This window comes from Mycobacterium venezuelense, assembly GCF_054919535.1.
In genome coordinates this window covers 244,140-268,404 of record NZ_JBONDW010000009.1, presented here as the reverse complement: position 1 = coordinate 268,404, position 24,265 = coordinate 244,140, and the positions used below count along the sequence as shown (strand labels likewise).

General features: G+C 67.2%; 23 protein-coding genes. 12 read left to right on the top strand and 11 right to left on the bottom strand.

Annotated elements, in window-relative coordinates; all coding sequences use genetic code 11:
* Positions 1–7 precede the first annotated feature (7 nt).
* From ACRCUN_RS17485 to ACRCUN_RS17465, 5 genes are read right to left on the bottom strand one after another with little or no spacing between them, the layout of a single operon-like run.
* A complete protein-coding gene (locus ACRCUN_RS17485) occupies positions 8–1,738 on the bottom strand; it encodes a sodium/solute symporter (protein WP_462142879.1) in 1,731 nt (576 codons plus the stop codon).
* On the bottom strand, positions 1,735–2,136 hold the full coding sequence (locus tag ACRCUN_RS17480; protein ID WP_462142878.1) for a hypothetical protein: 402 nt from the start codon (positions 2,134–2,136) through the stop codon (positions 1,735–1,737). Before ACRCUN_RS17480 ends, ACRCUN_RS17485 begins: the two co-directional genes overlap by 4 nt.
* Complete coding sequence (locus ACRCUN_RS17475; RefSeq protein ID WP_462142877.1) at positions 2,129–2,920, bottom strand: LytR/AlgR family response regulator transcription factor; 792 nt, start codon at positions 2,918–2,920, stop codon at positions 2,129–2,131. Before ACRCUN_RS17475 ends, ACRCUN_RS17480 begins: the two co-directional genes overlap by 8 nt.
* On the bottom strand, positions 2,917–4,140 hold the full coding sequence (locus ACRCUN_RS17470; RefSeq protein ID WP_462142876.1) for a sensor histidine kinase: 1,224 nt from the start codon (positions 4,138–4,140) through the stop codon (positions 2,917–2,919). The genes ACRCUN_RS17475 and ACRCUN_RS17470 overlap by 4 nt, the downstream gene beginning before the upstream one ends.
* 16 nt (positions 4,141–4,156) lie before the next feature.
* On the bottom strand, positions 4,157–4,453 hold the full coding sequence (locus ACRCUN_RS17465; protein WP_462142875.1) for a DUF732 domain-containing protein: 297 nt from the start codon (positions 4,451–4,453) through the stop codon (positions 4,157–4,159).
* A 94-nt stretch (positions 4,454–4,547) separates the two neighbouring features.
* On the opposite strand from ACRCUN_RS17465, the gene ACRCUN_RS17460 reads away from it, so the two are divergent.
* On the top strand, positions 4,548–5,126 hold the full coding sequence (locus tag ACRCUN_RS17460) for an HhH-GPD-type base excision DNA repair protein (protein WP_409503196.1): 579 nt from the start codon (positions 4,548–4,550) through the stop codon (positions 5,124–5,126).
* Positions 5,127–5,210: 84 nt separating this feature from the next.
* On the opposite strand, the gene ACRCUN_RS17455 is transcribed toward ACRCUN_RS17460, so the two are convergent.
* Positions 5,211–5,864 carry a nitroreductase family protein gene (locus ACRCUN_RS17455; RefSeq protein WP_462142874.1) on the bottom strand — a complete coding sequence of 218 codons (654 nt, stop codon included), beginning with the start codon at positions 5,862–5,864 and terminating at the stop codon, positions 5,211–5,213.
* 45 nt (positions 5,865–5,909) lie between these two features.
* Between ACRCUN_RS17455 and ACRCUN_RS17450 the strand changes: the two genes are divergently transcribed.
* Positions 5,910–6,059 (top strand): DUF1059 domain-containing protein, encoded by a 150-nt coding sequence (locus tag ACRCUN_RS17450; protein WP_462142873.1) that lies wholly within the window; start codon positions 5,910–5,912, stop codon positions 6,057–6,059.
* A 91-nt stretch (positions 6,060–6,150) separates the two neighbouring features.
* Here the strand turns inward: ACRCUN_RS17450 and ACRCUN_RS17445 are convergent, their stop codons facing one another.
* A complete protein-coding gene (locus ACRCUN_RS17445) occupies positions 6,151–7,152 on the bottom strand; it encodes an Rv1157c family protein (protein WP_462142872.1) in 1,002 nt (333 codons plus the stop codon).
* 42 nt (positions 7,153–7,194) lie between these two features.
* Positions 7,195–7,815, bottom strand: coding sequence for a hypothetical protein (locus ACRCUN_RS17440; RefSeq protein WP_462142871.1), 621 nt, complete (start codon positions 7,813–7,815; stop codon positions 7,195–7,197).
* 282 nt (positions 7,816–8,097) lie between these two features.
* On the opposite strand from ACRCUN_RS17440, the gene ACRCUN_RS17435 reads away from it, so the two are divergent.
* The gene (locus ACRCUN_RS17435; protein ID WP_462142923.1) at positions 8,098–9,267 is read left to right on the top strand and encodes a mannosyltransferase; all 1,170 of its coding nucleotides are present in this window, start codon (positions 8,098–8,100) and stop codon (positions 9,265–9,267) included.
* Here the strand turns inward: ACRCUN_RS17435 and ACRCUN_RS17430 are convergent.
* Positions 9,236–9,529, bottom strand: coding sequence for a 4a-hydroxytetrahydrobiopterin dehydratase (locus ACRCUN_RS17430; RefSeq protein ID WP_462142870.1), 294 nt, complete (start codon positions 9,527–9,529; stop codon positions 9,236–9,238). The two genes, ACRCUN_RS17435 and ACRCUN_RS17430, sit on opposite strands and share 32 nt — an antisense overlap.
* A gap of 27 nt (positions 9,530–9,556) precedes the next feature.
* Here ACRCUN_RS17430 and ACRCUN_RS17425 point away from each other — a divergent pair, with 27 nt between their 5' ends.
* The 8 genes from ACRCUN_RS17425 (at position 9,557) to ACRCUN_RS17390 (ending at position 19,627) form a co-directional block, all read left to right on the top strand.
* The gene (locus ACRCUN_RS17425) at positions 9,557–9,949 is read left to right on the top strand and encodes a (deoxy)nucleoside triphosphate pyrophosphohydrolase (RefSeq protein WP_462142869.1); all 393 of its coding nucleotides are present in this window, start codon (positions 9,557–9,559) and stop codon (positions 9,947–9,949) included.
* Positions 9,950–9,986: 37 nt separating this feature from the next.
* Positions 9,987–11,060, top strand: coding sequence for a hypothetical protein (locus ACRCUN_RS17420; RefSeq protein ID WP_462142868.1), 1,074 nt, complete (start codon positions 9,987–9,989; stop codon positions 11,058–11,060).
* A gap of 151 nt (positions 11,061–11,211) precedes the next feature.
* Entirely contained in the window at positions 11,212–12,429 is a 1,218-nt protein-coding gene (locus tag ACRCUN_RS17415; RefSeq protein WP_462142867.1) for a nitrate/nitrite transporter, read from the top strand.
* Positions 12,426–16,100, top strand: a complete 3,675-nt coding sequence (locus tag ACRCUN_RS17410; protein WP_462142866.1) for a nitrate reductase subunit alpha — start codon at positions 12,426–12,428, stop codon at positions 16,098–16,100. The genes ACRCUN_RS17415 and ACRCUN_RS17410 overlap by 4 nt, the downstream gene beginning before the upstream one ends.
* Position 16,101: 1 nt before the next feature.
* A complete protein-coding gene (gene narH / locus ACRCUN_RS17405; protein ID WP_462142865.1) occupies positions 16,102–17,748 on the top strand; it encodes a nitrate reductase subunit beta in 1,647 nt (548 codons plus the stop codon).
* Positions 17,745–18,389: a nitrate reductase molybdenum cofactor assembly chaperone gene (gene narJ, locus ACRCUN_RS17400; protein ID WP_462142864.1), complete on the top strand. Its 645-nt coding sequence runs from the start codon at positions 17,745–17,747 to the stop codon at positions 18,387–18,389. Before narH ends, narJ begins: the two co-directional genes overlap by 4 nt.
* Positions 18,389–19,117 carry a respiratory nitrate reductase subunit gamma gene (narI, locus tag ACRCUN_RS17395; protein ID WP_462142863.1) on the top strand — a complete coding sequence of 243 codons (729 nt, stop codon included), beginning with the start codon at positions 18,389–18,391 and terminating at the stop codon, positions 19,115–19,117. The genes narJ and narI overlap by 1 nt, the downstream gene beginning before the upstream one ends.
* 72 nt (positions 19,118–19,189) lie before the next feature.
* Entirely contained in the window at positions 19,190–19,627 is a 438-nt protein-coding gene (locus ACRCUN_RS17390; protein ID WP_462142862.1) for a pyridoxamine 5'-phosphate oxidase family protein, read from the top strand.
* Here ACRCUN_RS17390 and ACRCUN_RS17385 read toward each other — a convergent pair.
* Positions 19,621–19,887 (bottom strand): hypothetical protein, encoded by a 267-nt coding sequence (locus ACRCUN_RS17385; protein ID WP_462142861.1) that lies wholly within the window; start codon positions 19,885–19,887, stop codon positions 19,621–19,623. The genes ACRCUN_RS17390 and ACRCUN_RS17385 overlap by 7 nt on opposite strands.
* A 286-nt stretch (positions 19,888–20,173) precedes the next feature.
* Here ACRCUN_RS17385 and typA point away from each other — a divergent pair, with 286 nt between their 5' ends.
* Complete coding sequence (gene typA / locus ACRCUN_RS17380; RefSeq protein WP_462142860.1) at positions 20,174–22,075, top strand: translational GTPase TypA; 1,902 nt, start codon at positions 20,174–20,176, stop codon at positions 22,073–22,075.
* Positions 22,076–22,199: 124 nt separating this feature from the next.
* On the opposite strand, the gene ACRCUN_RS17375 is transcribed toward typA, so the two are convergent.
* Complete coding sequence (locus ACRCUN_RS17375) at positions 22,200–24,182, bottom strand: hypothetical protein (protein ID WP_462142859.1); 1,983 nt, start codon at positions 24,180–24,182, stop codon at positions 22,200–22,202.
* Positions 24,183–24,265 lie beyond the last annotated feature (83 nt).

The following is a 24,265-nucleotide window of genomic DNA, read 5'->3' as shown; positions in this document are numbered from 1 at the left end:
GGAGAAACTAACCCCGCGGCACGCGTTCGATACCCATGCCGAGCCGCTCCGGCACATGCATGCGCGCGAAGATCTGGGCCACGCCGGGCGTGGGCCGGGTGAATCGGCTGACGAGAATCATCGTCAGAAACGCCAGCGGCACACTGACCGCGGCGGGATAGCCCACCATGACGGCGGGCCAGCCGCCTGCGACGTTCTCGTCCACGCCGCCTGCGATCGCGGCGATCACCGCGCTGCCGCACACCAGGCCGCCGACGACGAGCCCGCACGCGGCCCCGCCGGCGGTCAGCCCTCGCCACCAGATCCCGAGCACCAGCAGCGGGCACAGCGTGGATGCCGCGACGGCGAACGCGAGGCCGACGCTGCGGGAGAGTTCGAGCCCGGATACGACCAGCGACAACGGAATCGGGATCAATCCGCCGACGAGAGCGGCGAGCCGGAAGTCGCGCACGCGCCCACGCATCACGTCGGTGGCAAGCGCGCCGGCGATGCTGACCAGCAAACCGGATGAGGTGGCAAGGAACGCCGCGATAGCGCCCGCCGCCACGAGCGCGGCCAGCAGCTGGCCGAGGGCCCCGCCGATGGCGGCGCCAGGGGCCAGCAGCACTGCGGCGTCGGCGGTTCCGGTGATCAGTAGCTGCGGGACATACAACCGCGAGAACACCCCGAGCAGCGTCGGGAACAGGTAGAACAGCGACAACAGCGCGATCACCGCCAGCGCGGTCCGGCGGGCCGCGCGCCCGTCGGGGTTGGTGTAGAAGCGCACGAGCACGTGCGGCAGGCCCATCGTGCCGAGGAAGGTCGCGACGATGATCGACAGCACCTGATAGAGCGGGTGTCCGCCACCGAGACCGCCACCGGAGTCGATCCATTCCGAGCCCGTGCTCGGGGTGCCGGCCACGACCGGTGTCGCGGCGCCGGCGTCCAGCGTGAGGGTCGTGCCCGCGCCGAGGGTGTGCTCGCCGGGCGCGCCGATTGTCGCGCCCTCGACCTCGCGGCCGTCGAGCAGTCCCGACACGGCGATGCCGCGCGGTTCGGCGACCTGGACGACGACGTCGGTCTCGATCGCGACCGTGGTCTGCTGCTGCACACTCGGCGGCAGCGGGCCGCCGAGTTCGCCGCGGTCACTGATGAACAGCCCGAGCAGCGCCAGGGCCGGGATGGCGATCGCCGTGAGCTTCAACCAGTACTGGAAGGCCTGCACGAACGTGATCGACCGCATGCCACCGGCCACGACATTGGCGATCACGATCGCGCCCACCAACACCGGCCCGATCCAAACCGGAACGCCCAGCAGGGTTTTCAGCGCCAGCCCGGCACCCTGATACTGCGGGGCCAGGTAGAACACGCAAATCACCACGACGACGAGCATCGCCACTTTGCGCAGACGCGCTGAGCCGAGCCGGAATTCGGCGAAGTCGGGAACGGTGTATGCGCCGGACCGCCGCAGCGGCGCCGCCACGAACAACAACAGGCCCAGGTAACCCGCGGTGAATCCGACCGGGTACCACAACGCGTCGGCACCGTATTTCGCGATCAGGCCTGCCACGCCGAGAAACGAGGCAGCCGAGAGGTATTCACCCGAGATCGCGGCGGCGTTCCACCGCGGGCCGACGCTGCGGGACGCGACGAGGAAGTCGGAGGTCGTGCGGGAGAACTTGACCCCGTAGGCCCCGATGGCGACGGTCGCGACGGCGGCGGTCAGGAGCGCCGCGGCGGTCAGCGGTGAACCGGTCATGGCTCGCTGTCGACGACGCGGACGAAGTCGCGCTCACCTTGCTCGGCCAGCCGCACGTAGAGCCGGCCGACTCCGTACAACAAGGGATAGATGAGACCCGCCAGGATCAGCCAGTTGAGCCTGATCCCGAACACGCTGAGCCCGGCGACCTCCGGCAGTGCGGTGGTCAACAGCAGTACCGCCACCACGATCGAGACCACGACCGCAGCCAGCCGCAGCGCCAGGCCGAGCTGGGCCCGGACCAGGCCACGAACCAGCGCGTCGCCCACCTGCGTCTGTTCCTGGACCTCGATGCGCGTGCGCACCATCCGCGCGCCGCGCCGGTGCGCGAGCACGACCCGCTGTCGCGCAGCGGCGGGCCGCGCATTGATCCCCGGTGGCCGTTCCCCGCTAGTCATCGGCGCCTGTCGGTTTGAGGTTGCGCATCGGATCGCGCACCAGCCGGTCACGCAGCTCACGCGCTTGGCGTCGGCTCACCGGAAGTTCGACCGCAGGGGACGCGCCGTTGGCGCGCAGCCGCACGAGCACCGCGCCCTCGGCCGTGCGCAGCCCGGTCACCTGCCGCAACGACACGAGATACGAGCGGTGGATGCGCTGGAAACCATGGTCGCGCCACCGGGTTTCCAACGTACTCAAGGGGATTCGGACCAAATGGGCGCCCGTGGCCGAGTGCAGCCGCGCGTAGTCGCCTTCGGCTTCTACCCAGCCGATGCTGTCGCGCTGTACAAGGTGGGTGATGCCGCCGACCTCGGCGGGTATCACGGCGGAGTCTTGTTCGTCCGGCTCGTCCGGTTGCGCCGGTGTCGCGGGCTCGCCTGCGGTGGCGACGCGGCGCACCGCCTCGTCGAGCCGGTTCTGCCGGATCGGCTTGAGCAGGTAGTCGATGGCGCCGACGTCGAACGCCGCGACGGCCTTGTCGTCGTGCGCGGTCACGAACACGACCGCGGGCCGGTGAGCGAAGTTCGTGAGCACACCGGCGAGTTCGATGCCCGACAACCCGGGCATGTTGATGTCGAGAAAGACCGCGTCGATCGGGTGGCGGTTGAGTTCGCGCAATGCCGAGGTGGCGTCGGCGGCGGTGTGTACCTCCGCGACGTCGGGGTGACGTCCCAGTAGATAGGCCAGCTCGTCGAGCGCGGGGGCCTCGTCGTCGACGGCAAGGACAGTCAACTTCCTGCTCACCCGAACGCACCTCCGCTGGCCCGCACGCCCGAGCGGAACTTCGGCACTCTCATCACGACCTTGGTACCCGCTCCGATCGCCGTCTCGACCACAAGACCGTAGTCGTTGCCGAATGCCGCGCGCAGCCGATGGTCGACATTCGTCAGTCCGACGTGCGCGGACTCGTCGGTGCGGTCGGCCAGCGCGTCGCCGTGGCCGGCCCGCAGTGTCTCGGGATCCATTCCGGCTCCGTCGTCCTCGACGGTGATGACGCAGTCCGCGCCCTCGTCGCGGGCGACGATCTCGACTGAACCGCCGCCCTGCCCGGCCAGGCCGTGGCGCACCGCGTTCTCCACGAGCGGCTGCAGTGCCAGAAACGGCACCACCACATTGAGCACCTCGGGCGCGACCTGCAGCCGAACCTTGAGCGCCGCGCCGAACCGGGCGCGCTCCAGCGTGAGATAGCGGTCGATGTTGCGCAGTTCCTCGGCCAACGTCGTGTATTGCCCGGCCGCCCGGAACGAATACCGCGTGAAATCGGCAAATTCGAGGATCAGTTCGCGGGCGCGGTCGGGATCGGTACGCACGAACGACGCGATGGTGTTGAGCGCGTTATAGATGAAGTGCGGGCTGATCTGGGCCCGCAGCGCCAGCACCTCGGCGCGGTCGAGCCGCGCGCGCGACGCGTCGAGTTCGGCGAGCTCGATCTGGCTCGCGGCATAGCGCGCGACTTCGCCGATGGCGCCGAGCATGCCGGGACCCGGCGTACCTGCCGTCACGACCACGAGCGCGCCGAGTACGTCGCCGCTTTCGGTGAGCAGCGGTTGGGCGACGACGGCGGCGAGCCGCCAATCGGACACCGCGGTGGCCCGAACGCTTTTCAGCACGCGGCGTTGGCCGGCGATGCAATCGCGGGCCGTGGTCGCACACGCGTCGACGACATCGGACTGCCACAGCGGCCCGTCACCCGGGTCCTGTGCGAGCAGTTCCCCGTCGCCGTCGAACAGCGCAAGCCCGTCGGTCACGGTCAGGCCACGCAGGAAAGGGGCTGCGGTGCGTGCGGACTCGGTGTCGAGGCCACGACGCAACGCGCGGGCCGCGAGCGACGCGGTGTGCAGCGCGGCATGCACGGCTCGTTCGGTCGGCGTGGCGACGACGCGGCGGGTGCGCACCACGAAGACCGCGGCCACGGCCGTCAACATCAGCGCCGAAGCCAGCGCTATCGCTACCTCACCCGACATGTGCTCGCCGGTTCGCCTACTGAACGGGGCAGGCGTACTTCCTGGCCACGTCCATCACCCGCTCCTGTGCTCCCGGGCCGATGACCCCTTGAGCTGCCAACTCCAAACCGATGTATCCAGGGATGCCGCCGATGCAGGCCTGGTGGGCGACCCGCCACGCGGTGTCCGGGTTGAGGTTGTACCCATTGCGTTGCAGGCCTTGCAGGTATTCGTCGAATGCGGGTGTGCCCTGATCCGGGATCGCACTGGCCGTGCCGGCCAACGCGACAGCGGCAACTATCGCTGCAAAAAGAGCCGTAACCACACGTCTCATGTCGTCTCCTACGGGCGTATCCACCGGTTATCGCGTACACGTTCGCACACTTCGCCGACACAGACGGCTGAACCGAACCGCTTAGACTGGCGACGTGGGAAAACTGCAGCTTGTCCAAGATCCGGAGGCCGACGCCCTGTTGGAGGCCAATCCGTTCGCGCTGCTTGTCGGCATGCTGCTCGACCAGCAGATCCCGATGGAGACGGCGTTCGCCGGGCCCAAGAAGATCGCTGACCGCATCGGCGGCGTCGACGCCCGCCAGATCGCCGACTACAACCCCGACGAGTTCGTCGCACTGTGCTCGGAAACCCCTGCGATTCACCGGTTTCCGGGTTCGATGAGCAAACGCGTTCAGGATCTCGCGCGCGCCATCGTCGACGACTATGACGGCGACGTCACCGCGCTGTGGACCGAGGGTGACCCCGACGGCAAAGAGGTGCTGCGCCGGCTCAAAGGTCTGCCCGGTTTCGGTGACCAGAAGGCGCGGATCTTCTTGGCGCTGCTGGGCAAGCAGTACGGCGTTACGCCTAAGGGCTGGCAGTCGGCCGCAGGCGATTATGGCAAGGCGGGCACCTACATGTCGGTGGCCGACGTGGTGGATGCCGGGTCGCTGCAGAAGGTTCGCGCGTACAAGAAGGACATGAAGGCCAAGGCGAAGGCCGCCAAGGCGTAGGTCGTCGACTGTGCGCTGAGGGTGGAGTTCGGCCCTGAAGCTCGCCCTGTGCGCACACTCAACGGCGTGGGTGCACAGTCGACGCTAGAACGCGGGCCCGTCGAAGCGCTCCCGTGTGGCGATCTCGGAAACCGGTTTGCGCGTGAGCTTGGTCAGCTGACGCACCGGCTTTCCGAGCGGCAGCACAGCGGCGACCGCGAAGTCGTCGGGGATGCCGAGCAGCGCCTTCACCTTTGGTTCCTCGGCGATCATCATCGTGGTCAGCACACCGCCGAAGCCCTCGTTGCGGGCGGCCAACAGGATGTTCCACACGAACGGGTACACCGAGGCGCCGGACACCACGCCGATGCGGTCGAGGTCCTGGTCGAACGCGGCCACCACACCGAGGTCGATGCACACCACGAGCACCACCGCGGCGTCGAGCAGTTGCGTGGCCCGCGGCACCTGCACCGCGGCCAGGTCGTCGGCCGTTACGCCCATGGGATGCACCGGATTCCACGGGTTCTCGCCGTTGCGCTTCTGTGCGATGTAGCGTCGGGCGCCGGTGACGCTGAGGTCGGCAAGCGACTCGCGGGTGTCGCGGTCGCGGACGACCACGATGCGCGTGCCCTGCCGGTTGCCGCCGCTCGGCGCGAAGCGCGCGTGGTCGAGGATCCGTTCGAGCACCTCGTCGGGCAGTGGATCGTCGGTGAACTGCCGGGTGGCCCCGGTGGTGCGCATGACGTCGTAGAGCTCCACGCTTACATCCTTTTGTCGGTAGACGACCTATGCAATTCTGAAGATATGGCGAAGACACATCTCAACTGCCCCTGCGGTGAAGCGATCACCGGTTCCGACGAGGACGATCTCGTCGAGAAGGCACAAACCCATCTGGCCGAGGCGCACCCCGGCCGCGAGTACGACCGGGAAATGATCCTGTTCATGGCCTACTGATCGGCCCGATCCACTAACAGTCCCAACAAAATTCCCGGTCGCCAGCCGAGGCCGGCGACCGGGAATTCCGTTTCCCCATTTTCTACTGTGGTCAGGGCACCACCGTCGAACCGATGGTTGGCATGAACTGGCACTGCTTCTCAGTGGTCGTGACCTGGCCGAAGATCGTCGACATGATGCTGCCCGAGCCGGTGTCGGCGATCGCGGTCAACGTGGTCGGACCCTGAGGGTTGATGTCCGAGCGCGGCTTGAGTGTCGCGCTGCCCGACTTGCCGGTGGTCAGGTTCACCCACGTGACGTTGAGCGGCAGCTTCTGCTCGGCGGCAGGGCCGGGGGTTCCGACAGCCGTGAACACGTAGGCGGTCTGGCCGGGTCCGGGGCCGGGCGCCGGGATCTTCGCGGGGCCGGCGACCGAAATAGCCGTCGCCAGAACGTTTCCGCCGTCCTTGAGGCAGCCGTTGCTGATCGACGGGTACATGAAGTCCTGCGTCGGCGGCGTGTCCGGGCCGAATCCCGGCGGGGGAGTCGGCCCAGGTGCCGGTGCGGCGGCACCATCGGGTGCGGGAGCAGGCGCAGGGGCGGCTTCCGGCGCAGGAGCCGGAGCGGGCGCAGCCTCCGGGGCCGGAGCCGGTGCGGGAGCCGCCGCCGCGGGCGCGGGTGCCGGTGGCGCTGCTTCGGGCACGTGCAGCGCAGGCCCGACCGCGTGGGCCGGGTCGACGCCCGCGGGCAGGTGCGCGTCGAGCCCCGCACCGGCAGCCGGGACATGCTCGGGTGCCAAGGCCACCGGCGCGGCCGTGGCGGGCTCGGTGACGAACTGGTTGACCGCCGTCGCGACATTGCGAGAGTCAGCCGGTGCCTCCTTGTTGGCGGCGAAGGCCTGCGCAGCTGCCATCAGAAGCTGCGCAGCCCCAGCCGGATCGGCTGCCGCCTGCTGGATGATCGGGCTCAGGCCCTCCACCGCCGACAGGCCCGGCGCTTGCAGCCCGTCGATCGGCAGCGGCGCCGGCTCGGCGTTGGCCACTCCGCTGCCGAACAGCAGCGCAACAGATGAACCGATCGCGGCGGCGGTGGCGAACAGCTTTTTCGATGACATGGCTCTCCCAGTGCGTTTCGGGCGGTCAGATCAGTTGGGCGATCAGGGCAGCCCGGCAGTCAGCAGCGGCGCGAGGGCCAACGCTCCCGGTGCGCCCGCGGCCGAGGCGGTCGGCACGCTTGCCGCGGGTGCGACCGCGCTTGCCACCGGAGCCGTCGCGCTGGTCGCCGTCGGGGCGAGGTTGGCCAGCTGGCTGCCGACCGGCGCGAGCGATGCCAGGTCGCCCGGGATGTTGATCTGCTGCGGAAGCGGGACCGGCATGCCCGGCACCTGCGGGATCTTCACTTCGGCCGACGGAATGAGGTTGGTGATGCCGTTGGCGGCCGGTGCACCCGCGGTGGTTGCGGCGGGAGCGGTCGGAAGCGCGGGCTGGGCGACGGTCGCCGGAGCCTGCGGGAGGGTCACCGACGCGGTTGCCGACGGGGCCGGGGCCGGGGCGGCCGCGGGCGTGCCGGTCAGCGCCGACGCGACGCCCTGGAGCAACTGCGGGGCCGCGCCCGGCACGCCGGCGAGTTGGTTGACGATCGGCACGTTGGGCACGCCCGGTGCCGGCGGCGCCGGCACCGGCTCGGCGTTTGCCGTTGCGCTCAGTGCCAACGCGACCGGGAGAGCGCCCGCCGCCGCGATCATGCTGGTGGAAAATGCTTTCCAGGTGAGTTTCATGGTTCTCCAAATCGGTTGACTGCACGTCTGTGCCCGAAACTATCGAGTTACTGGTGTTACTCAAGTGACACGTGTGGCGGTTATTCAACCGTTACGGCAGTGACTGGAATCGGTTATCCGGCCGCGCCGCATGGTCCCGGCGCCGATTGTCACGCCAGTGGCTGCGGGTGCCCAGAGTCACGCTGGCGTGACACAGGAGAGGTGGCCGCTAAAGTCGGGCCGGTAAACACCACACCGGCTACCACTGTCACAGCATCGGCGCGGCTGCAACGCCTTGCGCCGATGTTGCTGATCGCCAGCATCGCGGCACGGCTCGCGTGGACGTATCTGGTGCCCAACGGGGCGAATTTCGTCGACCTGCACGTCTATGTCGGCGGCGCCGACGCGCTCGACGGGCCGGGTGCGCTCTACGACTACGTCTACGCCGACCAGACGCCGGACTTCCCGTTGCCGTTCACCTATCCGCCGTTCGCCGCGGTGGTGTTCTATCCACTGCATCTGCTGCCGTTCGGCGTGGTGGCACTGGTGTGGCAGATCGGCACCATCGCCGCGCTGTACGGCGTGGTGCGAATCAGTCAACTGCTGATCGACCAACGGGCCGACCGGCGTGTCGGGATGTTGTGGACGGCCGTCGGAATCTGGACCGAACCGCTGCGCAGCACATTCGACTACGGCCAGGTCAACGTCATTCTCGTGCTCGCGGTGCTCTACGCCGTGTACTCGACGCGATGGTGGGTGTCGGGGCTGCTGGTGGGCCTTGCCGCCGGGGTGAAACTCACACCGGCCGTGTCGGGCCTGTACTTCCTCGGCGCGCGCCGCTGGGCCACCGTGGCGTTCTCGGCGGCGGTGTTCTTCGCGACGGTCGGGGTGTCATGGGTGATCGTCGGTGAGCAGGCCCGCCGCTACTTCACCCAGTTGCTCGGCGATGCCGACCGGATCGGGCCGATCGCCACGTCGTTCAATCAGTCCTGGCGCGGCGGCATCTCGCGCATCCTCGGCCATGACGCCGGGTTCGGTCCGCTGGTGCTGCTCGGCATCGTCGTCACGGCGGTCTTGGCGGTGCTGGCCTGGCGCGCCATCGGGGGCAGTGCCGACCGGCTCGGCGCGATCGTGGTGGTGAGCCTGTTCGGGCTGCTGTTCTCCCCGATCTCGTGGACGCACCATTGGGTGTGGCTGATCCCGTTGATGATCTGGCTGCTGCATGGACCACTGGCCGATCGGCTGGGCGCCCGGATCCTGGGCTGGGGCTGGCTGGCGTTGACGTTGATCGGGGTGCCGTGGCTGCTCAGTTTCGCCCAGCCGACCATCTGGGAAATCAGCAGGCCGTGGTATCTGGCCTGGGCCGGCCTGGTCTACATCGTCGCCACGTTGGCGACGCTGGCGTGGATCGCCGCGGACGCGAGGACCACGACAGCTGCGGCTAGCTCGGACCGTCAGCGAGTATCCGGCTGATCTCTTCGGCCATCTGAACGTCCTTTTCGGTGATGCCGCCCGCGGAATGCGTCACCAAGGCGAAAGTGACTGTCCGCCAACGGATATCGATATCCGGGTGATGGTCCTTCTCCTCGGCGAACTCGGCGACGCGGCGGACCGCGTCGATACCGTCGAGGAACGTCGGGAACTTGACGGATCGCCGCAGCGCTCCGGCCGCGCGCTCCCAGCCGGGCAGGTTGGGCAGCGCGGCGTCAACCTGATCATTCGATAACACAGCCATGCGTTCGACCGTATACCGTCGGGCGCGATGGATGAGCAGATCGTCGTTGCGGGGGCACTCATTTCGGGCGCTGCCCTGCTCGTGGCCCAGCGGGACCGGCCAGCGGCGCTCGCCGGGCTGTGGGAACTACCGGGCGGCAAGGTGGCCGCGGGGGAGAGCGATGCCGCCGCGCTGGTCCGAGAACTGCGTGAGGAGCTCGGCGTCGAGGTCACGGTCGGCGCCCGGCTCGGAGCCGACGTCGCGCTGAGCCCAACCATGACCCTACGGGCCTACCGGGTGTCGCTCACCGCGGGCAGCCCGCAACCACATGATCACCGCGCCCTGCGGTGGGTGGGCGCCGATGAACTCGATGGGCTGGCGTGGGTCCCGGCCGATCGGGCGTGGCTGGCCGACCTCGCCTCCGCATTGCGCTCGCATTGACCCCGCGTCAGCCGGTACACCGTTAACGTTGCGGTCCATGCGGGTGCTGCAGTTCATCTGGCGCGGTGTGCTGGCGTTCGACCGCATCGGGTCGCGCATCCCGCAACTGATCCAGATCTGGCTTGCCGAGTTCTTCTTTGCGCTGCCGCTCACGTTCTTCATCGCGAAGGTCATCGACATCCGGGGCGCGTTCGGCGTGCCAGGCACCGGCGGCTCGGTGCCGGGCGTGTTCTGGGGTGCGCTGGCGATATCGGTGGTGTGCGGATTCTTCTTCGTGCGCAGCCTCATTCGTCCGCGGGTGGTACAGGGGTCGTGGACGCCGATGGTGCGCGCCGACGTCGGTGACTACACCGTGATGGCGGGCAATCGGGCGTGGACAACCCATTACGTGTACCTGACGAGCCATCCGTCCTACGCACTGTTGCTGCTTCTGACCGCGCCGATCCCGGCCGTGATGGTGCTCGCCACTGTCAACCACGGGGACAGCACGTTCTACTGGCGCATGGCCGGCATCACCGGGCTCGGGATTTTGGCGCTCATGGCGCTGGCCCGGGTATTGGCCTGGTACGTCTTCCGATTCGGCCGTGCCAGGCTCGACACCGAGGTCGCGGGTATGTCGCAGCGTCGGCTCGGCTGGGAGATCGCCTGGAAGCCGGTGCTGATGTTGATGGTGCTGATCTATGCGATCGCCGGGATACCGCTGGGCTGGATGTGGTGGCAGGAGCAGCGGACGATCGCCGGGCTGCCGGTGGTTTCGGTGTCGGACGGCATCGACGCGGTCGGGCAATACCGGCGGGTGTCGGGTGCCGTGGTCGGCGAGCCCGTGTACTGGGCGCCGCGCGGTACCGGCCGCGGTGGCAACAACTATTCGGGGGCCGGTGTGATGGTGGAACTGGAATCGGGCGGGCAGGCCCTGCTGCTGGCCGAATCGTTGTCGGTGCCCGACTTCGTCGGGGTGCTCAAGAAATCCGGGGACGGCCACCTGACGGCGCAGGGCAAGGTTGTCGATCACATCACCGACGATCAGGTCACCTACTACGGCTTCGACGAGAACGACTTCCCCGCGGCCCCTGGCGACGGCCGTGTCCTCGTCCTCCTCTCGTATCCATAAGTCCTTTGCTGCTGTCGCTCGCAGTTAACTGTTGCAGCGCAACGGGATCAATTCCGAAACGGCCATGTTGCGAATTACGGTTCCGTGAAAGTGCACGTAATGTTTGGGCCAAAATGACGCGGTTGCTGGTGAGCAGTGTTTTCCTGGACTGGTGAGCACGGCCACCACGCCGTACACCGGTCGGCGCCAGAGCCTCAATCTTGTGCTGGCGACTTGGGTATCGGCGATCAACTTCTGGGCCTGGAACATGATCGGGCCGCTGTCCACCACCTACGCCGGCGACATGAGGCTCAGCAGCACGCAAGCTTCCATGCTGGTCGCCACCCCGATCTTGGTCGGATCGCTCGGCCGGATCGTGATCGGTTCGCTGACCGACCGGTTCGGCGGGCGAACGATGTTCATCGCGGTCTCGCTCGCGTCGATCCCACCCGTCGTGGCGGTCGGGCTGGCCGCCGAGGCGGGCTCGTACCCGCTGCTGCTGGTTTTCGGGTTCTTCCTCGGTATCGCGGGCACGATCTTCGCCGTCGGTATCCCGTTCTCCAACAACTGGTATGAGCCGTCGCGCCGGGGCTTTGCGACCGGTGTGTTCGGGATGGGCATGGTCGGCACGGCGCTTTCGGCGTTCTTCACGCCCCGGTTCGTGAACTGGTTCGGCCTCATGGCCACCCACATCATCGTGGCCGTGGCGCTGGGTCTCACCGCCGTGCTGTGCATCGTCGTGATGCGAGACGCCCCGGCCTTCGTGCCGAACACCGATCCGGTGCTGCCCAAGCTCAGGGCCGCCGCCAAACTGGCTGTCACCTGGGAGATGTCGTTCCTCTACGCGGTGGTGTTCGGCGGGTTCGTCGCGTTCAGCAACTATCTGCCGACCTATATCAAGACCGTCTACGACTTCCCGGCGGTCGAGGCCGGTGCCCGTACCGCCGCATTCGCCCTCGCCGCCGTGCTGGCCCGTCCGATCGGTGGTGCCCTCTCGGACCGGATCCCGCCCAAATACGTGGTGCTGGTGTCGTTCGCCGGTACCGCGTTGATGGCCTTTGTCGCGGTGTTCGAGCCGCCGCCGGATGTGTGGTCGGCGGCGACGTTCATCACGCTGGCGATATTCCTCGGCATCGGCACCGGCGGCGTGTTCGCCTGGGTGGCCCGTCGCGCGCCCGCCAAGTCGGTCGGCTCGGTCACCGGAATCGTCGCGGCCGCAGGCGGTTTGGGAGGCTACTTCCCGCCGCTCGTCATGGGCGCGACGTACGACCGGATCGGCAACGACTACACCGTCGGCCTGCTGTTGTTGGTGGCGACCGCGCTGGTGGCGTTGGCCTACACCGCACTCCGGCTGCACGCGCACGAACCCGTCAAGGAGCCCAGGCCGTGACCAGACCGCACGTCGGCGGACCCGTGGAGGAGCTGCTGGAACGCAGTGGCAGGTTTTTCACGCCTGGCGAGTTCTCGCCGGATCTGCGAAGCGTCACCCGCCGGGGCGGCCGTGAGGGTGACGTGTTCTACCGCGACCGGTGGAGCCACGACAAGGTCGTGCGATCGACGCACGGCGTCAACTGCACCGGATCGTGCTCGTGGAAGATCTACGTCAAGGACGGGATCATCACGTGGGAGACCCAGGAGACCGACTATCCGTCGGTCGGGCCGGACCGGCCGGAATACGAACCGCGCGGTTGCCCGCGCGGCGCGGCGTTCTCCTGGTACACCTACTCGCCGACGCGCGTGCGTTATCCCTACGCGCGCGGTGTGCTCGTCGAGATGTACCGGGAGGCCAGGGCACGGCTGGGCGATCCGGTTCTGGCCTGGGCCGACATCCAGGCCGATCCGCAGCGGCGGCGCCGGTACCAAAATGCGCGCGGCAAGGGCGGTTTGGTGCGGGTCAGCTGGGCCGAGGCCACCGAGATGATCGCCGCCGCGCACGTGCACACGATCAAGACCTATGGGCCGGACCGGGTCGCGGGATTCTCGCCGATCCCGGCGATGTCGATGGTCAGCCATGCCGCCGGCTCACGGTTCGTCGAGCTGCTCGGCGGTGTGATGACGTCCTTCTACGACTGGTACGCCGACCTGCCGGTGGCCTCCCCGCAGGTGTTCGGGGATCAGACGGACGTCCCGGAGTCGGGCGACTGGTGGGACGCCGCGTACCTGATGATGTGGGGGTCCAACGTCCCGGTGACCCGCACCCCGGATGCGCACTGGATGGCCGAGGTTCGCTACCGCGGTACCAAAGTCGTTTCGGTGAGCCCGGATTACGCCGACAACACCAAGTTCGCCGACGAGTGGATACCGTGTGCCGCCGGCACCGACGGTGCACTGGCGATGGCGATGGGCCACGTCATCCTCTCCGAATGCTTTGTGCAGAAACGTGTTCCGTACTTCGTCGACTACGTCCGCAAGTTCACCGACCTGCCGTTCCTGGTCAAGCTCGAGGAGCGCGACGGTGCACTCGTGCCGGGCAAGAACCTCACCGCCGCCGACCTCGGCCAGGACACCGAGAATGCGGCGTTCAAACCCGCGCTGCTGGACGGTGCCAGCGACAGCGTCGCGATACCGCAGGGATCACTGGGATTCCGGTTCGGCGACAGCGGGATCGGCAATTGGAATCTCGACCTCGAAGACCTCGTGCCCGCGCTCACGGTCGCAGCCGACGGTGGCGAGACCGCCGCGGTTCGGCTGCCCCGGTTCGACACCACCGACGGCCACGGCGAGACGATGGAACGCGGTGTACCGGTCCGGCGCGTCGGCGAGCATCTGGTGTGCACGGTGTTCGATCTGATGCTTGCCCAGTACGGCGTCGCCAGGCAGGGACTCCCTGGCGACTGGCCCACCGGTTACGACGATGGCAGCCGGCCCTACACGCCGGCCTGGCAAGAGGAGATCACCGGGGTTCCGGCGGCCCAGGCGATCCGCGTGGCTAGGGAGTTCGCCCGCAGCGCACAGGAATCCAACGGCCGGTCGATGATCATCATGGGTGCGGGCATCTGCCAGTGGTTCCACGGTGACGCCACCTACCGCGCGGTGCTCGCGCTGCTGCTGCTCACCGGATCGATGGGGCGCAACGGCGGCGGCTGGGCCCACTATGTGGGGCAGGAGAAATGCCGCCCCGTCACCGGATGGGCGACGATGGCGATGGCCACCGACTGGACGCGCCCGCCCCGGCAGATGGCCGGGACGTCGTACTGGTACGCCCACACCGGCCAGTGGCGCTACGACGGCTACCGCGCCGATGCGCTGGCCAGTCCGCTGGGTCGCGGCCGGTTCCGCGGCAAGCACACCATGGACGTGCTGGCGTCGGCCGCGGCGATGGGCTGGAGCCCGTTCTTCCCTCAATTCGATCGGTCCAGTTTGGATGTCGCAGACGAGGCGCGTGCAGCCGGGCAGGAGATTCCCGCATACGTCGCGAGCAAGCTCGCCGACGGCACACTCAAGCTCGCGGTGACCGATCCCGACAATCCCGCCAATTGGCCACGGGTCCTGAATGTCTGGCGGGCAAACCTGTTGGGTTCGTCGAGCAAGGGCAACGAGTACTTCCTGCGGCATCTGCTCGGCACGACGTCCAACCTGCAGGCGCAGCCGACGCCGGAGGATCTGCGGCCCGCGGGCATCACCTGGACCGACGACATCCCGGAGGGCAAGCTCGATCTGCTGATGTCGATCGACTTCCGGATGACGTCGACGACGCTGCTCTCCGACGTCGTGTTGCCCGCCGCGACCTGGTACGAGAAGGCCGATCTGTCGAGCACCGACATGCACCCGTACGTGCACGCATTCAGCCCGGCCGTCGATCCGCCGTGGGAAACCCGGTCGGATTACGAGGCGTTCGGCGCCGTCGCCCGCGCGTTCAGTACGCTCGCCGCCGAACATCTCGGTGTGCGGACCGACGTGGTGCTGGGCACACTGCAGCACGACACCCCCGGTGCTATGGCTTATCCCGCTGGTACCGAACAGGATTGGCGCACCACCGGGGAGACTCCGGTGCCGGGGAAGACCATGGGCCCGCTGGCGGTGGTCGAGCGCGATTACGGGGCGATCGCGCAGAAGTGGTCCACACTCGGCCCCCTCGTCGACACCCTCGGGGTGACCACCAAGGGCGTGACCACGCATCCGACCGAGGAGGTCGGCGAGCTCGCCGCGAAGTTCGGGGTGATGGATTCCGGTCCCGCGCAGGGCCGTCCGGCAATGACGACGGCCGAGCGCATGGCCGATGTGATCCTCGCGCTTTCGGGCACCTCCAACGGCAGGTTGGCCGTGGAGGGCTTCCGTGAGCTCGAGCGGCGCACCGGCCGCAGACTGGTGCACCTGGCGGCGGGAAGCGAGGAACGTCGCATCACCTACGCCGACACGCAGGCCCGCCCGGTGCCCGTGATCACCAGCCCGGAATGGTCGGGCAGCGAGACCGGCGGCCGGCGCTATGCACCGTTCACCGTGAACATCGAAGAGCTCAAACCGTTCCACACGCTGACCGGGCGCATGCACTTCTATGTCGACCATGACTGGCTGGAGGAACTCGGCGAGCAACTGCCCGTGTACCGTCCGCCGCTCGACATGGCGCGGCTGTTCGGCGAACCGGAACTCGGCCGCGACGGGGTGGGGCTCACGGTTCGCTACCTCACGCCGCACTCGAAGTGGTCGATCCACTCGGAGTACCAGGACAACCTGTTCATGCTGTCGCTGTCGCGAGGTGGTCCGACGATGTGGATGAGCCCGGCCGATGCGACGAAAATACAAGTGCGAGACAACGATTGGGTCGAAGCGGTCAACCGCAACGGCGTCTTGGTATGCCGCGCGATCGTCAGCCACCGGATGCCCGATGGCGTCGTGTACGTCTATCACGCGCAGGAACGCACGATCGACGTGCCGCTGACGGAAACCACCGGTACCCGCGGCGGGATCCACAACTCGCTGACCCGGCTGCTGATCAAGCCGAGCCATCTGGCGGGCGGGTATGCGCAGCACTCCTACGCCTTCAACTATCTCGGCCCGACCGGAAACCAACGTGACGAGGTGACGGTGGTGCGCCGCCGCAGCCAGGAGGTGACCTACTGACATGAAGGTCATGGCCCAGATGGCGATGGTGATGAACCTGGACAAGTGCATCGGGTGTCACACGTGCTCGGTGACCTGTAAGCAGGCCTGGACCAATCGTTCGGGTACCGAGTACGTATGGTTCAACAACGTCGAGACCCGGCCGGGACAGGGTTATCCGCGTACGTACGAGGATCAGGAGAAGTGGCGCGGCGGTTGGCGTTTGGACGGGCGGGGCCGGTTGCGCCTGCGTGACGGCGGCCGATTCTCCAAACTCGCACGGATTTTCGCCAACCCGAAACTGCCGTCGATCGACGACTACTACGAACCGTGGACCTACGACTACGAGAATCTCACCTCGGCACCCCTGGGTGAGCACATGCCGGTGGCGCCACCGCGCAGCCTCATCAGCGGTGAGCCGATGAAGGTGTCGTGGTCGGCGGCTTGGGACGACGATCTGGGCGGGTCGCCCGAGATCGTGCCCGGCGACCCGGTGCTGCAGAAAGTCAGTGAACAGGTCAGGCTCGAACTCGAGCAGACGTTCATGTTCTACCTCCCGCGCATCTGCGAGCACTGTCTCAACCCGTCGTGCGTCGCGTCGTGCCCGTCGGGCGCGATGTACAAGCGTTCCGAGGACGGCATCGTGCTCGTCGACCAGGACCGCTGCCGGGGTTGGCGGATGTGCGTCTCCGGATGTCCGTACAAGAAGGTGTATTTCAACCACAAGACCGGCAAGGCCGAGAAGTGCACGCTGTGTTACCCGCGCATCGAGGTGGGCCTGCCGACGGTGTGCTCGGAGACGTGTGTGGGCCGGTTGCGTTATCTGGGCCTGGTGCTCTACGACGTCGACCGCGTCCTGGAGGCCGCATCGGTCCCCGACGACAAGGACCTCTACGAGGCGCAGCGTCAGATCCTGCTCGATCCGACCGATCCCGAGGTGATCGCCGGCGCGCGGGCCGAGGGTATCTCCGACGAGTGGATCGAGGCCGCGCAACGTTCGCCGGTGTACAAGCTCATCCACACGTACGGTGTTGCGCTGCCCCTGCATCCGGAGTTCCGGACCGTACCGATGGTCTGGTATATCCCGCCGCTGTCGCCGGTGGTCGACGCGGTCAGCCGCGACGGGCATGACGGCGAAGACGCCGGCAATCTGTTCGGCGCGCTCGAGGCGCTGCGGATCCCGATGGAGTATCTGGCAGGGCTGTTCACCGCGGGGGACACCGCGGTGGTCGAAGGTGTACTGCGCCGGCTCGCCGCGATGCGCTCCTACATGCGCGACATCAACCTTGGCCGCGAAACCCAGCCCCACATCCCGCAGGCGGTCGGCATGACCGAGCAACAGATCTACGACATGTACCGGCTGCTGGCGCTCGCGAAATACGAAGAACGCTACGTCATTCCGACGGCCTACAGCACCGATGGGCACGCGGTGGAGGAGCCCGGCTGCTCGTTGTCGTTCGACGGCGGCCCTGGCATGTACGAGTCGGGCCCGTTCGGTGAGGCCAGCGGTGGGCCGGTTCCGGTGGCCATCGAGACCTTCCACGCCCTGCAACACCGCCAGACCACCGACGGTATGGCCGCCAACGCCGACAACCCGTCCCGCGTGAATCTGCTCAACTGGGACGGCAGGGGAGTGCCCGCGGGAATGTTCCCGGAGGATCAGCGGTGAAGCTCCGGCGCAGAACAGACCACACACTGCAGGATCGCGTGGTGTGGCAAGCGGCCTCGCTGCTGCTGGCCTATCCCGACGACCAGCACCAGGCCCGGCTCGACACCGTCGAGAGCCTGCTCGGACACCTCACCGGCGAGCCGGCGCATCTTCTCGCGGAAACCGTTGCCGCGCTGCGGGGCACACCCTCGATGGCGCTGGCCGCGCAGTACGTCGACACATTCGATCTGAAGAAATCCACCACCATGTTGTTGACGTACTGGACCGGAGGCGACACCCGCAACCGCGGCGCGCAGATGGTGGAGTTCACACAGGCCTACCGGGACGCCGGGGTGAACCCTCCGAAACATGAAGCACCCGACCATCTTCCGGTGGTGCTGGAATTCGCCGCCACGGTCGATCCGGCGGCGGGCCTCCGGCTGCTTGCGGCCCACCGCGTGCCGATCGACGTGCTCAGGCAGGCGTTGTCCGACGTGCGATCGCCGTACGCGCCCGCGGTCACCGCGGTGTGCTCGACGCTGCCCGCCGTGACCGACGGGGATGCCCAGCGCCTGCTGCGGGCGGGCCCGCCGACGGAATCGGTTGGTCTGCAGCCGTTTCAACTGACGGTGCCGCCCCGGCGGGTTCAGGAAGGGGTCTGATGTCTGGTTGGGAGATCTTCTGGGACGTCGTGCCGTACGTGACGCTGGCCATCGTCGTGGTCGGCTTGTGGTGGCGCTACCGCTATGACAAGTTCGGCTGGACCACCCGCTCATCGCAGCTCTACGAGTCGCGGCTGTTGAGAATCGGCAGCCCGATGTTCCACTTCGGCATCCTCGTCGTCATCGTGGGCCACATCATCGGGCTGGTGATCCCGGAGTCGTGGACCCGGGCCGTCATGAGCGATCACGTCTATCACATCCAGGCGGTGACTCTCGGCGGGCTCGCGGGCATCACGACACTGGCAGGCATCGCGCTGCTGGTGTACCGCAGGCGCACCACCGGACCGGTGTTCATGGCCACGACGCTCAACGACAAGGTGATGTACGTCGTTCTGGTGCTGGCCATCGTCGCGGGCGTGTCGTGCACGTTCATCGGCGCGAGCCCGGCAGGTGCCGAACACGATTACCGCGAGACCGTGGCGCCGTGGTTCCGCTCGATCTGGATTCTGCAGCCCCGCGGCGACCTCATGGTGCAGGCACCGCTGTACTTCCACATCCACGTGATGATCGCGCTGGTCCTGTTCTGCCTGTGGCCGTTCACGCGGCTCGTGCATGTGTTCAGCGCGCCGATCGGCTACCTGTTCCGGCCCTACATCGTCTACCGCAGCCGCGACGTCGCGGGCCGCGGCGAACTGGTCGGGTCGCAGCCGCACCGCCGCGGATGGTGACTGAGGACTTTCGGCTCTGTCGTATCCGCACCCCCGCGGGGCATGCTTGGTGTGTCGAAGGAGGTTGACCTCATGCCAAAGGGACAGGAACTCGACGTGCTCAGCCGCAGGCAGTGCCTGGATCTGTTGCAGCAGGTCAGGGTGGGCCGCCTGGTGTTCACCGAGGACGCGCTACCGGCCGTGCAACCGGTCAATTTCCGGCTGACGCATGACGACGTGGTGATCCGGGTTGCGGGCGGAGCCAAATTGACGGCCGCCACGGAGAATCATGTGGTGGCGTTCCAGGCCGACGAACTGGATCCCGATCTGCGCACCGGCTGGAGTGTGACCGTCGTCGGGCATGCCCAGCCGATCACCGACGTGGACGAGTTGGTGGAAGTGGCCGGGACGTTTGTGCAGCCGTGGGTCGACGGCCGTCGTGATCACTTCGTCCGGATCCGGGCCGAGAAGGTGACCGGACGCCAGATCCGCGAACGGGGCGTCCCGCACTACCAGGGTGAGGCTCAGTAACGCAGCCGGTCCCCGACCACCCGAACCGCGTTGCCGTGATGCTGCGCCGTGTAGAGCGGATGCAGCAGCATCGGATGACGGCAGTGCGCGCACGACTCCTGCGGACGGTTGACCGATGCGAACGTCAGGTGATGGCACTCGCTGCACCGGACGACGTAGCAAGCGCCGATCCAGTTCGCCAACCCGACGTAGATCGCCACCGTGGTCGCCGTGGCCAGCACCATGATCAGCGCGACGGTAAGCACTTCGTAGACCGTCATCTTCGGACCTCCAAGCACGTAAGACGCACCCTGACGGATACCTCAAACGGTACTCGCGAACCTTAGGATTTCCTGGCCCGTTTGAAGACTTTGTCGAGCTCGCTGCCGCGCACACCGCTCAGTTCGGCCTTGCGGACCTTGTGCAGCACGACCGGGCACCGTTTGCACCGTGGCTTGCTGCGGCAGCACTTCTTTTTGGGCTTCAGGCCGGCGAGCTTGGCGGACTTCAACGTGACGGGGCTCTCTCGTTTTCGTGATCGGGTCGACTGCCTGCGAGAATTGCGGCGTGGATTCGCACCCAGACTTTCGCAACGTCGCCATCGTGGCTCACGTTGACCACGGCAAAACGACCCTAGTCGACGCGATGCTGCGGCAATCGGGTGCGTTGACGCACCGCGGCGACGACGCTACCGAACGCATCATGGATTCCGGTGACCTCGAGAAGGAAAAGGGCATCACGATCCTCGCGAAGAACACCGCGGTGCACCGCGTCCACAAGGACGGGACGGTGACCGTCATCAACGTCATCGACACCCCGGGCCACGCCGACTTCGGCGGCGAGGTTGAGCGCGGGCTGTCCATGGTCGACGGCGTGGTGCTGCTGGTCGACGCGTCCGAGGGCCCGCTGCCGCAGACCCGGTTCGTGTTGCGCAAAGCACTTCAGGCGCACCTGCCCGTGATCGTGGTGGTCAACAAGACCGACCGGCCCGACGCACGCATCAGCGAGGTGGTCGAGGCCAGCCACGACCTCCTGCTCGACGTGGCGTCCGACCTGGACGACGAGGCCGCTGCGGCCGCCGAGCGGGCGCTGGACCTGCCGACGCTCTACGCGTCGGGCCGCGCAGGCATCGCGAGCACCGTCCAGCCCGCCGACGGAGAGGTGCCCGAGGGCGACAACCTCGACCCGCTGTTCGACGTGCTGATGAAGCACATACCGCCGCCATCGGGCGACCCCGAGGCACCCCTGCAGGCCCTGGTCACCAACCTGGACGCCTCGGCGTTCCTGGGCCGGCTCGCGCTGATCCGCATCTACAACGGCCGGCTCAAGAAGGGCCAGCAGGTGGCGTGGATGCGTGAGGTCGACGGGTCGCCCGTCATCACCTCGGCGAAGATCACCGAACTGCTGGCCACCGTCGGCGTCGAGCGCAGCCCCACCGACGAGGCCGTCGCGGGAGACATCGTCGCGGTCGCGGGCCTGCCCGAGATCATGATCGGCGACACGCTGGCCGATCCGGATCACGCCCACGCGCTGCCGCGTATCACCGTCGACGAGCCGGCGATCTCGGTGACCATCGGCACCAACACGTCGCCGCTTGCGGGCAAGGTGTCCGGGCACAAGCTGACTGCGCGAATGGTCCGCAACCGGCTGGACCAGGAGCTCGTGGGCAACGTGTCGATCCGGGTGGTCGACATCGGCCGGCCGGACGCTTGGGAGGTCCAGGGACGTGGCGAGCTGGCGCTGGCCGTGCTGGTCGAGCAGATGCGCCGAGAGGGCTTCGAGTTGACCGTCGGCAAGCCGCAGGTGGTCACCAAGAACATCGACGGCAAGCTGCACGAGCCGTTCGAGGCATTGACCATCGACTGCCCGGACGAGTTCGTCGGCGCCATCACGCAGTTGATGGCCGCGCGCAAGGGCCGCATGGAAGAGATGACCAACCACGCCGCCGGTTGGGTGCGGATGGACTTCATCGTGCCGAGCCGCGGGCTGATCGGTTTCCGCACCGACTTCCTGACCGAGACCCGCGGCACCGGCATCGCCAACGCGGTGTTCGAGGGTTACCGGCCGTGGGCGGGGGAGATCCGGGCCCGCCACACCGGATCACTGGTGTCCGACCGGTCCGGCACGATCACCCCGTTCGCGATGATCCAGCTGGCCGACCGCGGGCAGTTCTTCGTCGAACCCGGCCAGGACACCTACGAAGGCCAGGTGGTGGGCATCAATCCGCGCGCGGAGGACCTCGACATCAACATCACGCGCGAGAAGAAGCTGACCAACATGCGGTCCTCCACCGCGGATGTCATCGAGACGCTGGCCCGGCCTCTGGAGCTGGACCTCGAGAAGGCCATGGAGTTCTGCGCGGCCGACGAGTGCGTAGAGGTGACGCCCGAGATCGTGCGCGTGCGCAAGGTCGAGCTCACCGCGAGCCTGCGGGCCAGGGCCAAGGCGCGCGCCAAAGCCAGGGGGTAGCTCTCTGCACGTCGAGTCTGCGTCCCGGGCGGGAACGTGCGAGTAACCCACGCCCTGAACGCAGACTCGATTGCCGAACCGGCCCCCTCCCTGGCTGAGAGGGGGCCGGCCGAGCGGAGTCGGGTTATCCGCTCGCCCCCGACCCATCGGAGTCGTTGTCGCCCTTGTCGTCGTCGTTGTCGGCGCCGGCCTTTTCGTCGCTCTTCTTGGGCTTGTTCTTGTTGCCGCCGAGGGCCTTCTTGACTCCGTCGCTCACCTTCGCGACCGTCTTGTCGACGTCCTCGCTGATGTTCTTGAGCGTCGTACTCAGCTTGGTGGGCTTGCGGTGCTTGGGCGTTCCGGTGTTCTCGCCCGGTGTCGCCTTGTGGTCGTCGACTCCCGTGCCGTCAGCGGGATCTGACTCTGACTCCCCGGACCCCGCCTCAGCCGCAGGCTCGGTCGGTTCGGCCTGGGGTTCGGCTTGCGGTTCGACGGTAATGGTGACCGTATTCGTCTCTGGCACTTGAGTCGCCGTCTCGGGTTCGACCTTCGACAGCGAAGCCACCTCAGGCGTGATCGCGTCCGCCAGCATGCGCGGTACATCCACCACGAGCCGCGCGATGATGCCGTTATCGCTCAGCAGACCACCACCGAACTGGCCACCGTTGAGTACCGCGTCGGTGATGTTCCCGGGAGCGGCGATGAGTGCGCTGAGCGCGGCAGCGGTGTCGCCCTCATTTATCGCATCCGAAATCGCCTGCGCCGATGTGCCGGTTGTCTGGAAAGCCAGGCCCACGGTGGAAATGGCGGCGAAGCCCAACGAAATCGGCAGTGACGCAGCGGTTTTCAAGACATTGTTGAGATTCGCCGACATCTGGACCGGAATCTGCAGCAGATTGGCCATCGGGAACAGGCCGAACGCGGTACCGATGAGGCCGCTGAAGAGCGCATTCGACGCACCGGTGAAATCGTTGGCCTGAGCCAGCTCGAACGCCTTGACCATGCCGCTGGCCAACCCGTTCGGATACGACGGGTCGAAGAGTGCGCTCAGCGTCGTCGGGATGACGCTGCCCATGGTGTCGGCGACCATGGTCGCGTATCCGATCTGATTCGTCAGGGCCTGCCGCAAGAGCGGTGCCGGGTTGGCGAGCCATTGCTCTCCGATCCAGGCGACGTTCCCGAACGCCGTCGTGAAGATGTCGGCCCACTGCGCGATGGGATCGAACACGATGCCGAGGTCCGGCGGCGCCAGCGCTTGCGCTCCGGCGTCTGCCGAAGCAGCTTGCAGCTCGGGACTTTCCGCGCCCAGTGCTTCGGCGATCGCCTCGCGGGCGCGTATCAGATTCTTGAGTACTCCGTTGATCAGTCCGGGGTTGGTCCCACCTTCGGGGATGTCGCCGATCAGCAAGCCGCTCAAGATGTTGGCGGGTGCGACGGCAATTGCGTTCATCAATGCCATCGGGTCGCCGGAACCCGCCGCTTCGACGATGCTCTGGACGGATGCCGCCAACCCGGCGACGGCATTGTTGGCTGCCGAGAGTGCGTCAAAACCGAGTTCCATCGCCGTGGTCATGACGGTTGCGACGACGTTCGCGAGGTTCTGGGCGATCGCGACGGGGATCTGAAGGGACGGAATCAAGGGAAGGGCGATATCCGTGACGAGTTCCACCGGAATGCGCTGCCAGAGCGTCATGATCGCCGCTGCCGGATCGCCTGCCATCCATTGCGCTGCTGCAGTACTGACGTACTCGGGCACGTTCGACAGGGTCCACACGACATTCGTCGCCCCGGTGACGATGCCCATCGTCAGCAGGTTCGCGTACCAGAACTGGTTGGCCAGAACCTGATTGAGGATCGGTGTCGGATTACTGACGATCGGGGCGATGGCGTCGAACACGTATGCCGTGGTCAGTTGGAAGAGATACTGGTACGCCTCGGCGGGGGTGAGCTCTGGCGGGATGACGCCGGCCGAGAGGTCGGGCCTTTCCAGATTCTGAACGGCGGCCGACAGTTCGACCGAGCGGATCTGGGCATCGCGTGGCGGTGCGGTGATGGGCGTGACGGCTATGACGCTCGCGCCGGCGATGGCAATGCCTGCCGTCGCGTATGGCCGCAATGCTGATCGCAACTGTGTCTCCTTGTTCCGAGGGCTGTGACGGCGGTCATGGCGACCGACGGGCCAGACGGTATCTGAGATTCAGCTGAGATAGA